The 14,559-nt window shown below is 42.5% G+C and carries 10 protein-coding genes and 1 pseudogene; 4 read left to right on the forward strand and 7 right to left on the reverse strand.

Annotation, left to right across the window (positions count from 1 at the left end; all coding sequences use genetic code 11):
* Window positions 1-14 precede the first annotated feature (14 nt).
* Complete coding sequence (locus tag AC1D7X_RS16490; RefSeq protein ID WP_495475660.1) at window positions 15-1,718, reverse strand: ABC transporter substrate-binding protein; 1,704 nt, start codon at window positions 1,716-1,718, stop codon at window positions 15-17.
* Between the two features lie 185 nt (window positions 1,719-1,903).
* On the opposite strand from AC1D7X_RS16490, the gene AC1D7X_RS16495 reads away from it, so the two are divergent.
* Entirely contained in the window at window positions 1,904-2,764 is an 861-nt protein-coding gene (locus AC1D7X_RS16495; protein WP_495458393.1) for a helix-turn-helix domain-containing protein, read from the forward strand.
* A gap of 86 nt (window positions 2,765-2,850) precedes the next feature.
* On the opposite strand, the gene AC1D7X_RS16500 is transcribed toward AC1D7X_RS16495, so the two are convergent.
* Both AC1D7X_RS16500 and AC1D7X_RS16505 read right to left on the reverse strand, forming a co-directional pair.
* Window positions 2,851-4,365 (reverse strand): glycoside hydrolase family 43 protein, encoded by a 1,515-nt coding sequence (locus AC1D7X_RS16500; RefSeq protein ID WP_495475661.1) that lies wholly within the window; start codon window positions 4,363-4,365, stop codon window positions 2,851-2,853.
* Between the two features lie 236 nt (window positions 4,366-4,601).
* Window positions 4,602-4,808 (reverse strand): annotated as a pseudogene (locus tag AC1D7X_RS16505) (RNA-guided endonuclease InsQ/TnpB family protein); the annotation flags it as partial.
* Window positions 4,809-5,210: 402 nt separating this feature from the next.
* Here AC1D7X_RS16505 and AC1D7X_RS16510 point away from each other — a divergent pair.
* Window positions 5,211-6,386, forward strand: coding sequence for a serine hydrolase domain-containing protein (locus AC1D7X_RS16510; protein ID WP_495475662.1), 1,176 nt, complete (start codon window positions 5,211-5,213; stop codon window positions 6,384-6,386).
* A 251-nt stretch (window positions 6,387-6,637) separates the two neighbouring features.
* Here the strand turns inward: AC1D7X_RS16510 and AC1D7X_RS16515 are convergent, their stop codons facing one another.
* Together AC1D7X_RS16515 and AC1D7X_RS16520 are read right to left on the reverse strand one after the other, a co-directional pair.
* Window positions 6,638-6,883 (reverse strand): hypothetical protein, encoded by a 246-nt coding sequence (locus AC1D7X_RS16515; RefSeq protein ID WP_495456705.1) that lies wholly within the window; start codon window positions 6,881-6,883, stop codon window positions 6,638-6,640.
* 120 nt (window positions 6,884-7,003) lie between these two features.
* Entirely contained in the window at window positions 7,004-8,209 is a 1,206-nt protein-coding gene (locus AC1D7X_RS16520; protein ID WP_495475663.1) for an MFS transporter, read from the reverse strand.
* A gap of 194 nt (window positions 8,210-8,403) precedes the next feature.
* Between AC1D7X_RS16520 and AC1D7X_RS16525 the strand changes: the two genes are divergently transcribed.
* Both AC1D7X_RS16525 and AC1D7X_RS16530 read left to right on the forward strand, forming a co-directional pair.
* The gene (locus AC1D7X_RS16525; RefSeq protein ID WP_495475664.1) at window positions 8,404-9,138 is read left to right on the forward strand and encodes a YqcI/YcgG family protein; all 735 of its coding nucleotides are present in this window, start codon (window positions 8,404-8,406) and stop codon (window positions 9,136-9,138) included.
* A gap of 246 nt (window positions 9,139-9,384) precedes the next feature.
* The gene (locus AC1D7X_RS16530) at window positions 9,385-10,020 is read left to right on the forward strand and encodes a LysE family transporter (protein WP_495456892.1); all 636 of its coding nucleotides are present in this window, start codon (window positions 9,385-9,387) and stop codon (window positions 10,018-10,020) included.
* A gap of 138 nt (window positions 10,021-10,158) precedes the next feature.
* Here the strand turns inward: AC1D7X_RS16530 and AC1D7X_RS16535 are convergent, their stop codons facing one another.
* Window positions 10,159-11,283 (reverse strand): NAD(P)/FAD-dependent oxidoreductase, encoded by a 1,125-nt coding sequence (locus AC1D7X_RS16535; protein WP_495475719.1) that lies wholly within the window; start codon window positions 11,281-11,283, stop codon window positions 10,159-10,161.
* A 266-nt stretch (window positions 11,284-11,549) separates the two neighbouring features.
* Window positions 11,550-14,357 (reverse strand): DUF8487 domain-containing protein, encoded by a 2,808-nt coding sequence (locus AC1D7X_RS16540; protein ID WP_495475665.1) that lies wholly within the window; start codon window positions 14,355-14,357, stop codon window positions 11,550-11,552.
* Window positions 14,358-14,559: the final 202 nt, after the last annotated feature.

A 14,559-nucleotide genomic window follows, 5' to 3' on the forward strand; every position in this document is an offset into this window, starting at 1 on the left:
AATCTATTTTGTTATTACTTAACTTCCTTACCGGTGAAGAGCAATACTCTGGCTTTGACCAATTCGGAATATTCACTTTCCATTTTTTCTGCTCCAGCTTTGTTTAACTCATCAATGAAATCATCATATATTTTATCGAAATCAGCTGCTTTTGCCATAATAGCTTCAGGAATCCGTTTGCGGACAATATCTTGTGTTTTCTGATAAATGACTGGATAGTCGCCCTCGGTTGGTGACTGCATATTGTATAATGCGCCCCACTCTTTGACAGGGAATTCTTCTGCACCAGGAAACAGATCTTTCCATGTTGTCGCGTTATAAGCTTTTAAGGTTTCCTTCTCCGCACTAGAGTAACTAGCGACAATTTGTTCTGGGAAGTTGGTTGTATAATAATTATCTGTGGAATCTTTAACGCCATCCCCATATTGGACTCCAAAAATGGAATATAGACCAATACCCGTTTGCTTCGTGAAACTAGACGCATCATTTACTTTTTGGTTAAGTATGTCGTCAGGTATAATACGCTTTCCATTCTCAACTTTATATTGTTTGTCTTGCATTCCCCATGATCTCAGTACTTGACCCTCTTCAGAGGATAACCAGTCGATGAACTTGATCGCGCGGACCGGATCTTTACAAGCTGTTGTAATACTAATACCATACGCATCAACACCCACGGATTGTAATGAGTGATCTTTATACTGTTCATTTAATGTCACTGGGAAGTGCCCATAAGTGTACTCGTCTTTGCCTTCAGATTTCAAAGCATTCTCAGCGTCTTGGTATTCCCACTCCACAGAGGTGAGACCCAGTACGCGTCCACTAGCGATTTTCGCTTTATACTGATCTTCTTTTTGAACAAAAGATTCTTTGTCAAGCAGACCCGTGTTAAACATATGATTTAACCAGCGGAAGTAATCTTTTTCTTCGGGACGTTTGTAGTGAAGTATCGCTTCATAAGTTTCGGGATCCACATGATATTCGCCATCATTTGTTCCACCTGTTGTGATATCTCCTTGATTGGTTACCGTAATCATAATCTTCCAGTCATCGGCGTTCACTATAAGTGGGATGGTCGGCTGTCCGTCCGTTGTCGGATGTTTAGTCACATACTCTTTGAGTACGCTTTCAAAATCTTCTACCGTTTTAATCTCTGGATAACCCAGTTCTTTTAATACCCGGAGCTGGACCTGAAAACCGTTCGTTACATCAAATGCCTGCTGGTCTACACCACCGTTGGTTGGAATGGAGTAGATTGCTGGGTCCTCATTGCTGTATTTCATACGATTCATGTTACTATTCATAACTTTTTTAATATTGGGAGCGTACTTATCGATCAGGTCTGTCAGATCAATAACCGCTCCGGTATCAACTAGTTTGTTGAGTTCGCCCTTGGCGTATACGATATCTGGGTATTGACCGCTGGCTGCCATCAAAGCGATTTTGGTTTGTCCTCCCCCGCTACCTACATCAAATTCTGCATCAAGTGTAACCCCGGTTTTGGCGGTAATTTCTTTACCAACATCATCTTGCATCTTATTCCAGTTGGGACTTGCGTCAGCGCCAAAGAAGGAAAACGTAATTGGACTTGTATCGTCTGCGTTGTTACCCGATTTGGTACTAGCGGAATCGTTACCCGAACTGCTACAACCTGCCGTAATTAGCAGTGCACTAGTCAGAGCCAGTATTCCAATTTTTTTGGATAAGATTGTAATCATCTCATCTTTCCCCCTTATTTTTATCAATTATGACTTTCGTACTGGTCTGTGAAGGGCATCCTAACCATTTGATGTTACCCTGTTACCTTTTTTATTTTATCTATTAATTTGGCGGATAACCTTGATTTTTAGGTCATCAAATAGCATGATATAGACATTAAAAATTATTTATAGGTGGGAATCGATTGAGTAATGTATATATGAACTGGTTTACGAGGGATGAGCATTTCCCCTTTTTCATTCAGTATGGAGGGCATGAGGAAGAAATCTCACTTCATAATCATGTGGATTTCTCAGAGTTGGTCATCGTACTGAATGGACATGCTACCCATGTCGTCAACACGCAAGAGTCATTTATTAAAAAAGGAAATGTGTTTGTCATTAACAGCGGGACTTCACACGCCTATAAGGCCCCGTATGACTTCAAAATATGCAATATTATGTTTAAACCTGAAATGCTCAATTCAGCCGGATCTGATCTGCGAACGTTGAATGGTTTTCAAGCCCTATTTATTTTGGAACCGTTTTACCGAAATATTAATTCATATAAAAGTAAACTTAACATATCGATTGTTAGCTTGGAGTACGTCTCCTCTCTTATTTCGATCATGATTAAGGAATACGAAGAGAAACTTCACGGCTATAAAACCATGCTCGCTTCCCGATTCATGGAACTTGTTGTGTATTTATCAAGACAATATGACCATCAGGAAAAGGGAATCGATGCCAGTCTAATGCACCTAGCCAATGCGATTTCTTACATTGAGGATCACTATCTTGAGCAAGTTTCTCTAGAAGAAATTGCGACCAAATCAGATATTTCAGTTAGACACTTAAATCGATTATTCCGAGCTTATTATCTGACTACGCCGATCGCTTACCTGCAACGTCTTCGCTTAGAACGAGCATGCACATTGTTACAACAAACGAATCTTTCAATTACAGAAATCTCATATCAGAGCGGATTTAACGACAGCAACTACCTCACGCGCCAATTCAAAAAAACGTACGGCATGTCTCCTAAATCTTTTAGAAATAGAGAATAAATGTTGATTAGTCCCCCCTTTTTCAAAAAAAATAGCAGCTGGCTCTATTGAGCCGCTGCCTAACCACTAGATTCTTATTTCTTTCCTCATCCCTTCAACGGCTCATAATCGAACCAATCAAAACACGCAGGAGCAGATTGTCCCGTTTCAGAGGTCGCATACATAGCAACAAATACTCCAGTAAAGCCCCCTGCCATTTCTGTGCTAAGAAAATGCGTTTCCCCCCAACCTATTTCAATTGGTTCGATATCTGGTGTGCGGATTGAAGCTATAAACTTATCTCGGAGTGCTTGAATTTGAAGCACAATAGGCCCCTCTGGACATTCATGCATTTCTTCTACTTTCAAGGAACCAACAGTTCTTCGAAAGACGATCATTTTGTGTCCTTCTACTGACCTTACAGCAAGATCATAATGATGTTTTTCGTTCATATAAACGGTTAATCCCGCTTCGTCCCCATCATGATGCGGTTCAAATTCTATCATCGCTTCTATCTTACAAGTGAAGTGACACAGACGTCTGCCCACAAAAGAAGGAGAACCGATTTCATTCAAAGAAGTCTGTTGTCCATGCAGTACTAGATATCCCGGTTGGTCCTGTAATGACCAGCTTTCCTTCACTGGATTTCGTAAAAAGGTCCAATCTAAGCCAAGACTTGAACTGTCAAAGTCGTCTCTGATCGACTTCTCAGGCCACTGGACCTCGGGTAGATTCGGAGACTCCATGACTGTTTCGATATGCGTGTCATTGCCGATTACCGGCCAACCATCCGATGTCCAGCTTACTGGTGCAAGATATACCTCCCGCCCCAAATGATGAGCCATCGGATAAGAGGCCGGTCGTATTCCCAGGCAAACAGCCCACCAGCTGCCGTCCTGAGTCTCGATCAAATCTGCATGACCAGTTGCATGAATGCTACTTTCCATACTTCTATTCGAGAGGATAGGATTATTTGAATTCGCTTCATAGGGCCCAAATGGGTGACTGCTTCTAGCGATTGTCTCCATATGTCCATATTCAGTCCCACCTTCAGCGACCATTAAATAATAATAACCATTTATTTTGTACACATGAGGGGCTTCTGGATAAGCTCCACCACTGCCTTTCCATAACAGTCGGCTCTCTGTCAGCATAGTTCCGGTTTCAATATCGATTTCACATTGATAAATGCCATCCCCCTGTTCGCCGGTAGTGGAAGACTGAAAGTATACGCGGCCGTCATCATCAAATGTAAGCGATGGGTCAATTCCTTTCTGAGCTACAAGTATCGGATTGGACCACGCATCAGCTGGATTCTTCGTTTTGACGTAGAAATTCCCGACGCCACTCACGTTGGTTGTCACCATATAGAACCATTCATTATGATAACGAATAGTTGGAGCAAAGATTCCTCCGGAACTCCATGAATTAGCTAAAGGTAGCTGCTCCTCTGTCGTGAGACAATGTCCGATCTGACGCCAGTTCACAAGATCCTTACTATGAAAAATAGGTACTCCAGGGAAATATTCAAATGTGCTCGTAACCAAATAGTAATCATCGCCGACGCGACAAATACTTGGATCTGGATGAAAGCCCGGTATTACGGGATTTGTGTACTGCATTTTACCGCACTCCTGTCTATTATTGCATTAGATAATTACATGCTTCATCAATGTTAAGGGCACCGCTAATGGAACGCAGGCCAGCTTTTAAATCCACATTCATTATAATTTATATCCAAGAGATTAAACCTTCATTTTCAAGTCGTATCTCTAGCATTATCTAGACATGAATACTCCCGCCACTTACCAACGCTGTCGCTTTGGCTGAAGTGGGGGTTTCTGATGTATCATCCAACTTAATTCAGGATGCTTAACACCAGTGGAGTTGACACGTTGATGGTCTGGTTACCATCCAACCCCTCTATCCCATTCGCTCCTTTGGCGGATACGTTTGGGAATACTTTTCGCATAATATTGGCTGCTCCGTTTACATCGGCATGTACTAAGCCCTTACAATTCTTATACAGACCGCGATACATCCGTTTGCCTGAGAAGGTACAATTGCCAGTAATGACAAACCCACGTTGTCCTGTTTCCATATTAATAACATGCGCTTCGAGTTTGTTCGTCAGGTCGGAGATATCCCGATCATGTTCGGTTATCGTTTTGATCTCAGCTTGCATAGAGGAGATTCTATAATGTATCAACCCAATTGAACTAATCAGGAAAAATATCACAATAAGATATCCCGCTAATATTTTCATCTGCACATTCCATTTAATCTTTAACACGAAAGTTCCTCACATTCATAAAGTAACGTTTAATTGATGACATAATAACCTTATCTATATTTGTTATCTGAATATCTATACAACCGCTCGAAATGTGTTTACTATTATCTCTAGTGAATTGTTAATATCCGTTCTAATATAAGAAACTTATCTAGAGAAGGAGCAATATGAGACATGCTGGATCAGAACATAACTAACCAATTGAGAAAAACGTTGAAAGCAAGTATCGACAATAAGGAAATCGCTGGTGCGAACTTCATGGTGATCAAAGATGGCAACGAAGTTTATTACCATGAAGATGGCTTCGCAGACCTCGAGTCGGGACGTCCAATGGCAAGAGATTCGATTTTTCGTTTATACTCGATGACTAAACCGGTTACTGCCACATCCATCATGATGCTACTCGAGCGAGGCGATATCGATTTGTTCGATCCTGTTAACCGCTATATTCCGGGTTTCAAAAACCAGCTGGTCGAGAAAAATGGTGCACTGATGCCTATCAACCGGGAGGTCAACATTCAGGACTTGTTGAACATGACATCGGGATTGGCATACGGCGGAACCGACAAAGCCGGGCAGCATACGGATGCATTATTCCAAGAATTAGGTAACCGTTTGTATAGTGAAACCCCAATGAGCACCATGGAATTCGCAAACCGACTGGGCCAAGGTCCCCTTTCGTTCGATCCTGGATCAACCTGGCAATATGGAACATCGGCAGATGTTCTTGGCGCAATTGTGGAAACGGTTAGCGGCATGCGGTACGGCAAATTCTTGGAAAAAGAAATATTCGAGCCGCTGCAAATGAAGGATACCGGTTTCTGGCTCCCTGAAGAAAAGAGACAGCGCCTTGCTAAAACCTATCAAGATGACGGCGAAGGTGGCTTGAATCTGTACGCGGAGAGCCATCTTGGTATCGGTCATCAGATGGATCGGGATCCGGCATTTGAGTCTGGCGGGGCAGGCCTTGCGTCCACGATTGACGATATCGCTAAATTTACGACGATGCTGATGAATCAAGGTAGCTTGAACGGTGTGGAGTTGTTGAAGCCCAGAACAGTTAAATATATGACGTCGGCTGCTTTAACCACTTCGCAGCAAAAAGGCTTCGATACAAACCACTCATTGTCTGGTCATAGCTACGGCAACCAGATGCGCATTATGAAAGACACCGAGAAAGCCGGATTTATCGGTGGCCAAGGTGAATACGGCTGGGACGGATGGCTTGGCGCATACTTCAGCAACTGTCCTCAAGAGGGTCTAACTTTTCTATTTATGATCCAGAAAAAAGATGCCGGCACGATGTCGATTACACGCAAGCTACGCAATATCGTATTCAGCACCTTGTAAGGAGCAAATAAAGAGCTCAGATCGGCAAAGGGTCCACATTTTGTTCTCGATCTATACAAAGTAGGAAATCTGGGGGATTTATAAAAACTTAAGCATGTTATATCATAGCACTCCCCACTATCTACCAATATCATAAAAAAACTTATTATTACTAAGCGTAATAATAAGTTTTTTTGTATTTATTATATCGATGTGAAATGAAAGCTTAGCACGAGAACGGCTTTTCCTTCTTCGTGTTAGTAAGTAAATTTTTAAATTATTCGTTGTTGAATTTCACTTACAATAAGCCAGTTCGCATCAATGAGCGCCCAATTCTCAATAGTAAATAATCTAGCGACAGTCTTACCGTTAAACTCTATTATTAAATCGTAGAACACCGCTGCATTCTCATTGTCCTTAAGGCTAATAACTCTATCATTAAATATCTTCTTTCCCCCAAGTAATTGATGAACAGAGTCATTCATTCCAGTGATTGATTCATCCTTGTTGAAGATCATAGGTTCTTAACAGCCCATCTGTCACCTGAAGCATAGGACACCACCTTTAAATGTTATATTGTCGGCTTGACATCTTCCATTATAAGAGCATCAAATCTGAAAGAATATTAGGTAGGTGTTTTATCCAACCTTACGTCTTAAGACGACATTAACCATCTCAGAAGATACCAACATCATACTAAATAGGATGAGCAAAATAATAGGTACCATGGACATTCCAAATTGACTTGCAATAATACCCATGGCTAATGGGATCAGTGTTGAACCAACATAAGCACTTGCCATTTCAAGGCCAATGATGCTTGGGGAAGCCTTCTCTCCAAAACGTTCCGGTGTTGCATGAACAATACTTGGAAAGATTGGTGCTCCTCCTAACCCCATCATAAATAGGGCTCCCGCTGCTATCCAATAAGGGACAGGCAAAACAAGAATAAATAGTCCAATACAGCCCACAATTGCGCCATATCTTATTAGATTTTTACTAGATACGTTAGTGGAGAGAAATCCAGATATAATTCGACCAATGATGATTCCGATAAAGAATAGGGAGGTTAAAGCTGCTGCTGTACTCGGAGAAACTCCTTTACTCCCTATAAAAAAGGATGCCATCCATAGACCAACGGCTGTTTCGGAACCATTGTAACAGAGCATAGTAACCATGGATATTTTCACACCTGGAATCCGTAAAGCCTCCCGGTTGCTGACCAGTTTCCTTTCGCTGCTTCCTTCTTCTACTTTTCTCTTCTCGAAGATCTTCCATAAAGATAACGACACCAATAATATCACGGCTATAGTAAATAAAATTATCCCTACCGTAGTGTATCCCGTACGCCAGTTGTTCTCATGATTCAGCCAAAATGACATTACCATTGGACCCGTAACTGCTCCAATTCCCCAAAAACAATGTAGCCAACTCATATGCTTAGCTTTGAAATGTAGTGCTACATAGTTGCTCAATGCCGCATCCACGGAACCAGCACCAAATCCCAAAGGAATAGCAAGAAGAACTAGAAATATGAAATCATCTGAAAAAGAGTATCCAAACAAAGCAATCGTCGTAGACAGTATGCTGACCAATGTTACTTTTCCTGTACCGTATCTGTGCAACAATCGGCTAGCAAATAAACTCGATATTACCGTACATAATGAGATCATTAACGCTACGTACCCTGCCATTTCTGCTGTGGCACCTATATCGTGCTGCATAATGGGCCAAGCGCTACCAAGCAAAGCGTCTGGCAATCCTAGACCTATAAATGTGAGATAAATAATTAATAGTAGTAATATAACCATCATGGCTCGCTCCTCATCCGTGATTTTTTCCATTATTTAGCTATCACTTATCTGATACGACTTCGATTCGCATCACAGATATAATATTATGGAATTTATTTAGTGAAAACTACCAATATTTTGATTAAATATATCAAAAATATGATATTTCTGATAGAAAAAAAAGCATTCGAACAGTCACCATTTTCCCTCTAGGCGATATGCTGTATGTAAAAGGAGGTCTGTTTATGCCTAGTTTGCATCTATATAAGGAATTAGAGATTGAAGAGCTTCCGCTGGAACCTTGGAAGAAGGATGCCTCCCGGTTGTTTGCTTCCAAGATGAGTGACAGGGAAGCACGGTTTCCCTGTATTCCGGCCACACAAGCATTCGCTCTTGGTCATCTCCGGTATGGGTTTCTACCTAATCCTTGGCACGAGTCCTCGGGCCGTAAGCTAGCGGAGATCCTTGCGGAGTATGGTCAATCATCGCATTCTGTCGGTGATTACTCATCGTTGGTTGTCTTTTTTGAAGCGGAGGACTATAGAAGAAATGTCTTGGAATATGAAGCCGTGTTCTGGAACTTATTAAGTCAAGTTAGCAGTTTAGACAACACCCCATGGCCAGTGGATATTCCAGAAGATCCTGAACAGACGATGTGGGAGTTCTGCTATGATGAAGAGCGCTATTTCGTCTATTGTGGCACTCCTGCACATACCAACCGTCAGAGCCGAAGTTTTCCTTATTTCATGCTAGCATTGACACCACGTTGGGTGTTGGATCTGTGGAACGCTAATCCTCAGAGATCAGCTATGATTGCTCCCCGAATTCGTGAGCGATTGGCCGCATATGACGTCGCACCAGCCCATCCTGAATTGAAGCAATATGGATCACAGGGAAATCTTGAATATAAGCAGTACTTTCTACGAGACGACGATACTTCAACAGCTAGATGCCCATTCCATCATGCCATTCAAAAGTAAATAGCTGAAAAGTAGATCAACGTCATACGTAAAGAAGCAGATTCCCAGGTGAATTTGCTTCTTTTATGTCTAACTGTACGTTGCCAGGATATTAATTCTTACAGATACAATTTTTTGCCCCTTACAGCAGCCAGTATGCGTATTCTCTCCTCTCCCCCAACTTCAAAAACATGTAGTAAAAATAGGTTTGTCCGAATAACATAATTACATAGCATGTACATAACTAGTTAAAGGGGGAAGAGCAAGATTAGTATATTTCTTAGTTATATTTTTCTTGGATTATCACTTTCCGCACCCATTGGACCTATCAATGCTGCACAGCTAAACAAAGGGATTCAAGGTGGGTTTTGGCATGCCTATGTTCTCGGGCTGGGTGCGATCATTGCCGACGTCATCTATATGTTACTAGTGTATTTTGGAGTCATTCATCTACTTGACTCTCCATTTATAAAAGCCTTTCTATGGCTTTTCGGTTTTTTTGTGTTGGTATATACAGGTGTTGAAAGTATTAAAGATGCAGGGAAGATATCATCTGTAGCTGATATGCGAAGTAGTGGTACAACATTAAGTAAGACGTTTATCTCAGGATTCCTGTTGTCTTTATTGAATCCACTGACTATTCTGTTCTGGCTTGGTATTTTTGGTTCTATACTGGCAAAGACGGCCAGTCAATTCCCGATGCAGCAGCTCTTAATATACAGCGGGGCTATCTTGCTAGGCATTCTCCTTTGGGATGCAACCATGGCCGCTGCGTCAAGTATGTTTCGTAAATTTCTGACACTTCGAGTTCTGAAATCTATTTCTATAATATCAGGACTATCGCTTATAGGGTTTGGATTGTATTTTGGTATAGAAGCATTTAAATTCCTATTCATTCACTAACACTTTTCGCATACAGGTAATTCCATTACAGCTTTCTTATAAAAGAAAATGACACATACTTCAATTAAAAAACACCTCCAAGGTTGTCCTCATATCTTAAGATATGGTTACATCTCTTAGAAGGTGTTTTCATTTATCTCAGTTAATCGCTTTACCAATGTCATAATCCGTTAGATCAATATCTAATGTCATTCCTAGTGCTAACTTAGCCAACTGGACTCCGATATATGGGCCCATGGTCAATCCAGAGGCTCCTAGACCGTTAACTGCAAGAAGTCCATCCCAATCTGGAATGGCCCCTATGACGGGAAGGAAATCGGCTGTAAAAGGGCGAAATCCCACTCTTATTTCATGGAACGTACTCTCTGCCAGATTAGGCGCGAATGTAAGGCATTTGCTTAAAATTTCGTGCATTCCACCCGGTGTGATCCTCATATCGTAACCCTCAATATCATTTTCATGAGTTGCCCCGATCACGATTTTCTGATGTTCAAAACCGATCAAATATTGATCGGAAGGCGGCATAACGACAGGCCAGTTGCTAGTATTTTGTTTAGCGTCGGGGACCTGCAAGTGCATAATTTGAGCTTTCTGATAACTCACCTTGAAATCAATACCTATAGGTTGTAACAGCGCTCCGGCCCAAGCTCCTGCAGAAACAATAACCATATCGGCTAGATAGCGATTTGTCCCCACCGTTATTCCAGTAACACGGTTCGATTGATAATCAAGTTTAGCATCTCCATATATAAGCTCGGCCCCGTTCCTTTGTGCAGATCGTAGCAAAGCATCACGCAGCGCCCGGCCATCGACACGCGCAGCCCCGCTAATATGAACAGAAGAATATCCTTCGGCTAGCAGTGGGAACAGCTCACGGGTTCTATGTTCATCAAGCCGTGTAATCTCTCCTATTTCAAACGCTTCTTCTTTACGTTTGAAAGCTCTCTCTTCCATTTTGTGAATTTTCTCTGGATCCATATGAATGCTGAGCGCCCCGACCCTGGCATAACCTGTTTCGGTTTCCCCTTCTCTTTCTAGTTCTTCAATTAGCAATGGATAATAATGCGCCCCTTCTTTGGCAAGGCGATACCATGCTTTATTACGGCGCTGTGATAGCCAGGGACAAATAATACCGGCAGCTGCATCTGTAGCTTGTCCTTCATCTTTCCGATCGACGATGAGGACATCCACTCCTTTCTTAGCTAATTGATATGCGGTTGAAGCCCCAGCAATTCCGGCTCCAATGACAATGACCTTCATGATGAGTTCCTTCCTCTCTGTAATCGCTCTTCTCATTATAACGAGATAACGTAGAAAAACCAGATTAACGAGATTTCCCTCTTCCTTGATCCATATACCAATTGACTTCATTCTTCACTTTAAGCACAGCACCCCAACCGGAGTTAATCGTTCTTCTCAATCATTTTTCAAAAGAAAATAAGCCTTGCTCATCTACGACATCATGCCGAGTGAACAAGGCTTATTGTAATATTATTTACTCCTGTCGGAGTTATGCAGGTAGCGGTCGTTTATTTGATCAAGTGAAGAACCTCTGCGGCGGTTGCTTTGTACTGTGGCTTGAATTCCTCGGATGTCATATAACTCGCTAGACTAGACAGGAACTGCTTTCCTTCTGGTGTGGCTCCTGCTTTGCTCGCATCTAGAGCACATACCATCAGATTGCCAGAACCTACTGCACACTCAAATAGAAAACCGAGTTTATGATTGCGTTCAAAATTATCTATCGTCTGTACGATCGGGCTCCATTCCCGGTCCGTTCCATCCAAAATGATGGACTTCGAGTGCTGAACGATACTCCACCATGGGTAGGTAGAATGTTCTTCGCAAGGGAAATCACGGAATACAGGGTGACTGTTGTCAATCAGAAGACCCATGGTGCCAACAGGGACCGGTCGATTCATGCTCTCGGATATGGACCGGAACATCGGGTAGCACCAGAAATCTGTACAATATAAGCCCTCGACGGCGTTATGTAGAGACTCCAGTTTCGGCATAAGCAGCACATTTTCACCTTGATTCAATAGTGCAACTGCTTCATCGGAGAGCTCCTCGAATACGTGGATACCTTCAAGAACATTACCACTCTTCTCCGGATATACCCAAATATCGTAAGTCTTGCGGACATCCATGCCATCGATCCATAACGAGAATACAACTTTTCTCATCTGCTCAACGACAGGAAGATCAACGGCTATCTGACAGATATCAATGTAATTCGCCGCTTCTGGTACCACTGCTGTTGTTCTGCCTTCCGCAAGTATTGTTGCATCTTCACGTAGTTCCCATTGAAGTGTAAGGGTATCAGGTGTCCCACTTCGATACCAGCACAACTCGACGTTGGCATTGAACTGTTCCTTAGAGAAGTAATTGTACTTAGGAAATCTCGCCATCAGGACAGCATCACTACAGAATGTACGCCATTCATCTGGCGTAATCATTCCCTTTGAATCCATAAAGGCATCGAGAATACCGACTAGCGCTGTTCCTTGACCACTGAAATCCTGAAGATCTAGTAGTTGGAAACCAGCAAGTCTCCGAGTGCGGAATGCGGCTTCCAGTTCCTCTTTATAGCAGGCCACAGCTAGCTGCCCTGAGCACTCAAAGTATTTGGAAGCGAGATGACCTAGCCCCTTACTCTCCAGGCGTTCATGGAAAATTTTGAAATTTTCAGCTTGAAGCGGACCTGTGTATTTCTCGATTTCATTATAATCTGGGTAGGTCGCATATTGACCGATCTCATGAGAAACAACTGGAATCCGTGGAATCCATTCCTCAGACGTATCGCCCAGCTGAACCGTCTTAGCTTCGGTTCCATACTGAATCTGGATCGTGCCTCCAACCTCCAATGCAGCGGTTTCACTATTCACTAGAGCCGGTGGAACGAACTGATCATCATAGTCCTTCATTGTCCCGGGCAGATCTGTCTGGACATGTCCTAAAGGAGCATCGCACATAGCATAGGAACCTCTGAATAAGCGGTCTTTTGAAAAGCGAACTCCGCTAAAGAAATCATCATTCTCCAGAATTTCAGGTACAAATTGATGGTTGTTGGAACCCTGTGTGTACAGATGTCTACTGTCGAAGGTTTTATAGTCTTTCAGAATAGAATCAATCTTGGTTCTACTACCCCATAACTCGTTGCCTAGAGACATCATCACGAAGGACGGATGATTGCCGAACGCCTGGAGAATAGCATATCCCTCGCTGATCAGATAATCCTGTTCCGCCTGATTATGACCCTCGTCTGTTGCTTCCGTCATGGTACCCCAGAAAGGCAACTCCGGCTCCATGTAAATACCGAGCATATCCGCAGCGGTAAAGGCGGCTTCAGGCGGGCAGCATGTGTGGAAACGGTAATGATTGATGCCGTAAGACATCGAAATCCCCAGAATTCTTAACCATTCCTCTACGTCAGTTGGCGCATACCCAGTCAATGGGAAAATGAGACCGTCATGTTTACCACGAAGGAAAGTCTTCTCTCCGTTGATCGTGAATTTGTCTCCGTCCGTTTTGAATGCCCTTAATCCGAAGTTCAGTTCGTGTTGGTCGATTACTGCACCATCTTTGTCTTGCAAATTGACACTTATGTTGTATAGATGAGGTGTAGCTTCACTCCAGAGCAATGCGTCCATCCCTAATTCGTAAACGATAGAAAATTCGCCTGGTGATATTGCAAATCTCTGCTCCGGTACGTTGTGTGTTGTTAGGCCGTTAAAACTTGCTGCTGTTACAGAAGCTGTGCCTTCAACCGTGCCTTTCAGAGATGCTGTAATGGTGACCGTCTTTGTTGACATTTCGGAATCGAGCCGGATCCCACTGAAATAGGATTCCCCATAGAATTGCAGCTCGATGCGGCCAGTAATTCCGTTCCAGTTGGTCTGGGTATCCGGCGAAGTTAAATGTCCACCTTTGGTAGGATAATCGGTATTATTGACCCGCACTGTGATCGTCTGCTTGCCTGCTCGAAGCTGACCGGTCAATTCATAAATATGAGGGGTATTCAGACTATCCCGACTACCAATCTCCTGATCGTCCAGCCAGAGCGTTGTTAGCCGTGTCCGTTCCAAATATAGAAAACATGACTTTCCGACGAGCTCGTCCGGAATTACGATTTCTTTTGAATACCAGGCCTGTCCTTCAAAATGATATTCATCCGTCAGGGCTCCGACTAAAATTTCCTCATTCTTCGCACCCTTACGGGCATACGATGTTGTGCCTGGCAATGTAATGACATCCGAATAAGGCAGCACCCTTCCCTGTTTCTCCTTATCCAATTGTAACTTCCATTCGCCTTCTAGACTGATCTTTGTCTGCAAAAAAATATCACTCCTAATCTGAGTTTGTAGCTATTCCTAACTTGTTTATGATATCTTCTTTTAGGAATATTTTCATACAATTATTTTCTGTCGGATTTTCAAAATGGCTTAAAATTTGTATTTGATCATAACTAACTTGACGTATATCGGTTAGGTTTTTTTATTCTTCTCTTAACTCTGTTTTGTTAACGGACTTCATTTT

Source organism: Paenibacillus sp. Y568 (assembly GCF_059445545.1).